General features: G+C 66.7%; 1 protein-coding gene and 1 pseudogene. Both read right to left on the bottom strand.

Annotation, left to right across the window (positions count from 1 at the left end; translation table 11 throughout):
• Nucleotides 1–1,091, bottom strand: a 1,091-nt coding sequence (locus NBW84_RS21330; protein ID WP_445548797.1) for a DEAD/DEAH box helicase, incomplete at its 3' end; no start/stop codon positions are given.
• Nucleotides 1,088–4,148: pseudogene (locus NBW84_RS21325) on the bottom strand (class I SAM-dependent DNA methyltransferase); the annotation flags it as partial. The pseudogene NBW84_RS21325 and the gene NBW84_RS21330, both read right to left, overlap by 4 nt.

Raw genomic sequence — 4,148 nt, 5'->3', positions numbered from 1 at the left:
ATGTGCCCGCGCAGCGCCTCACCGAGATGGCAGGGGTCGAGGTTGTCGTCGCCGAGCACGGCCGCGGCGATCCGGCCCATCGCGGACGGATCCCGACCCGGGTCGGCGATGGCCGCGAGCACCGCCGGATCGGGCACCGGCAGGCTGTAGTCGATCTTCACGATGATCTCACCGGTGCTCCGGCGGGCCTCGCCCACCAGCGCGTCGTCGTCGAAGGCGGTACCGAATACCTGGCCGGCGACCTCGCGGATGCCCCTGCCCCCGTCCGCGCCGCTACCCTCCCCCAGGGTCGCGGACGTGGCCACCGGGCAGATCGTCCCCAGCGGACGGCCCGGCTCGGCCTTGCCGGTCGCCGCGGCCAACCGGCGCAGCAGCATGGCGACATCCGTGCCCTGCGCGCCGTCATAGGTGTGGAACTCGTCGAGGACAACGTAGGCCAGGTCGGCGCCGTCCCACAGCGGCAGGTCGTCGGCGCGCTGCACCAGCAGATCGAGCATCTTGTAGTTGGTGACGAGAATGTCCGGCGGGGTGCGGCGCATCTCCGACCGTTTCGTCATCACCCGCGTATAGCTGACCTCCGGGACGTCACCGATGTACAGACCGGCGGTCACATCGGCGGGCCCAGCCTGCTCCAGGTAGCCGTTGATGCGCAGCGTCTGGTCGGCGGCAAGGGCGTTCATCGGATACAGCAGCAGCGCCTTGACACCGATGCGGCCCGCCCGGCGGGCCCGCCGGCAATGGTCGAGGACAGGGATCAGGAACGACTCGGTCTTACCCGAGCCGGTGCCGGTGGTCACAAGCGTCGGCCGTGCCGGGCCGTGCAGCGTGCTCAGCCGCTCGAACGCCTTGGCCTGATGCTCGTACGGGGTGAAGTTCGCCGGCACCCATTCCAGATGCCGACGCCAATCACCGCTCGCCGGCCGGAACGGGGTACGGATCCGCAGGTATGGGCCGCGGAAGATGCCGTGCTCGGGATGGTTGAGAAAGGTCGCAAGCGCCTCGCGCTCCTGCGCGTCGGCGAGCGCGAACGTGGTGGTCAGATACTGGGTGAGGTTCGCCCGCAGACCCTCGGCGGCAAGCGTCGGCCTCACCCCGCCCACCCCGCGTCCTTGGCCGCCTGCAACCGGGCACTGAACACCGCATGCGCCTGGCGCATCTCGGCCTCCCGGTCCGCCTTGTAGAACGGCGGCGAATACCCCTCCGGCGGAGGGTTGCGCTCCGGATCCTCCAGATGCGCCATCAACCGGACGTAATGCTCCTTCGTCTGCCCGAAGCCGAAGGTACTGCGGTGACCGGCGATTTTCCGGCCGCCATGGTCGAACCAGGTGTCCGCCTCATACGCCTGCAGCTGCGGGAACCGCGCGAGGTAGATCGCGACAAGTTGGTCGGCTGAGATGCCCATCATCACCGACACCAACGCATCCAGTTCGACCAGTGCCGCACGCCGTGTCAAATCGGTACGCAGCGGCGTCTCGGGGTCCCACCTCGGGCGAATGTCTGCAAGCAGGGGAGCACCAGGCGTCGAAATCGCCCATCCGTCGTGGCGCCAGGCCTCGTTGTACAACTCCTCCCACAGCGGTGCGTACGCCAAGGTCAAACAGTTCAAACGCAGGGTCCGCAGCAGAATCGCCTCCGCCAGCGGGTGCTCCATGACCGGAACGGGCATGACGTAGGCGTCTGAGACGTGCAAGTGCGCTCTGCCTATCACTCGGATCATGTAGTCGAGTGGCAAACAAGACCAGAAACCGGCAACAAGCACAGTCTCTCGATTCGAGTCGAGAGCCATGCTACGAACGGTGCTTACATGGGTCGGACCAGGCGGTATGAGAGCGACGAAAAGGCTCCGCTGCGTGTTGTTGGGAACCATTTCACGCCAGACCACCCTGAAGAACTCAGAGTATGGCCGGAGCGCGCGACTCTCAAGATAGGCGCCGACTTCTTCTGAGGTGACTTCCAACTCATCCACCTCGGCGGCGATGGCGATAGCCTCGCGTGCCTCGGCGATCGCCGAGGGGTCGGCGCGTAGGCGTTTCAATGCCGTGTAGTCCAGCCAGCGGTCCTGCGCGGCGCGGAACGTGTCGATGTCCGTGGCGCGCCGGTAGTCGGTCGTTGGTACCGCGTCGGCGGGCAGGTACCGTGGGTCGACCGGTTCGTCGTAGGTACTGGTACGGGGTGGCTGTTTTGCGAGTGGTGTGGCCAGGGTGAGCTGTGGCCCGCGAAGAATTACTTCAGGCCATGCCTTTGGATCGGCGAACTCTTCCTTGATCAACCCGGTTTGTTTTGCACCCGACTCATGGTAGCCAGAGCTGATCCTGGGACCCAACTCGGCGAGGCGGGTCTTCCAGCTTGCGAGTGCGGTAATCGCCGACTGTTCTGCTGTTGTTACAGGATAGAGCAATCGCGCTGAATCGGCAGGCTGATCGTTCTCCCCGACCAGCCGCATCCACTCCGCGAGGCCGTCGTCGGTGACGACGACCACCCGGCTCGCATGAGGCCGCAGATCCCACTTTCCTTCGTATTTGACGGCGGGCACCGGTCCAGAGCCGTCGTGGTCGAGCGAACCCGTGAGGACCTCCGGCCCGAACAGCCAACTCAGGTGCTCGAAGTAGACAGGCTGGTAGCCACCGTAGATCTGGACTCCGAACTGGCGGCTCCAGTCGACCTCCGGGAAGATCAGCCGACGGTTCTGGAAGTGTCCGTGCAGCCGCAGGCGATGGTAGACCGCGGAGCGTAACTTCGCCTCCTGGACACCAGCGAAGTGCGAATCCGGGTGGATCAATCCTGCGATTCCTCGTCGGCTGGCGTGCCACCAGACCTGGATCATGAACGCTCGGTACAGGTTCGGCTGGGAGCCCGCGAGGAGCGGATAGGTGGCGGGCGCGCTCAATGCGGCGACCATCGCTACGTTCGAGGACAGTTCGCTCAGGTAATCCGTCCGGGCCATCGTACTGACAAGCTGCGCGTCCTTCCGCATACGCAAGACTTCGACGTTGGTTTCCTGGGCCAGCACGAACCATGGGTCCCGTTCGGCGAGAACCTCACCTTCCTGCCAGGTCGGGCGGACCCAGGGTGGGTTGCCTACCTGGAGGTCGAAACCGCCTTTGGCGAAGGCCTGGGCGAAGTGCAGTTCCCAGTGGAAGAAACCCTGGCGGTCGGCGATCTGCTCGACCACGCCGAGCCAGGGGAAGCGTTCGGGAAGCCGGTTCTCGCCTTCCATCCCCATCCAGCCTTCCAGGCCGTTCTCGTACTCCTCCAGGACGGCGAGCGAGGTGAAGTGGGCGCCGAGGGAGTCCGCGGGAATGTCGTTGGCGCCGACGAGCGCCTCGGCGAAGGTCAGCCAGTCGTCCAGGCCCGCGAGCGGGACCATCCGGCGGAACCGTTCGACCGCTGACGGTCTGACCCTCCTGGCCGTCCTCCCCGCGGACGGGGTCTTCGTCCCGGCCACCACCGGATTGACGCCACCGAGGAGGTGGGGCAGCGCGCTTTCGGCTGAATCGTCGTCCCCGTCGGAGTCGAACAGGGAAGCGGCCTCCCACCCGAGCGGACCTCGCGACACAACCTCGGGGGCCGGTGGCGCCTGCTCGAGACGGCGGACGATGACGGCGTCCTGCTCGTACTCCGCGGCGGAGCCGTCGAGCAGGCCGGCGGAGTCAAGCGGCCAGAACCACAAGGCGCACCAGGCATCCATCAACGTCTTCAACCGCCAGTACGGCGTGCCCGGTGCCTCCAGGTCTGCAAGGATCTTCTCCCGCGGCACCGCCTGGGTCACGGTGGGCAGATCGTCGGCGCCCCAGACGTCGATGTGCCGGCGGATCTCCTGTTCGGAGATCTCCAGACGCTGGCGGACCAGATCCCACAGGAACTCGACCCGGCGCGCGACCCCTTGCAGCCGCTTGACCTGGCTGTTCTTCCCCTTGTCCGCGGGCGTGCGCAGCATCGCGCGCCGCCAGGCGGCCAGGCGTTTGGCCTCCTCGGGCGCGAGCTGTCTGGCTTCCTTCTCCCCCGCGACCGCTCCCCAACCCCCGGCCGGCAGCAGGAAATGGTGGATCACTCTATCCGGGAGGCCGCCGTCGCGGAACGGATGGTCGGTGGGGGCGGTGGTCAGCCACGCCCTCTCGGCGAGCGCCGCCGGCTCGTAGTAGCGGCGG

Origin of the sequence: Protofrankia sp. CiP1_Cm_nod2, from assembly GCF_920664355.1 — a bacterium.
Lineage (GTDB): Bacteria > Actinomycetota > Actinomycetes > Frankiales > Frankiaceae > Protofrankia.
Note: the sequence above shows the minus strand (reverse complement) of the source record. Positions and strands in the feature narration are given on the sequence as shown.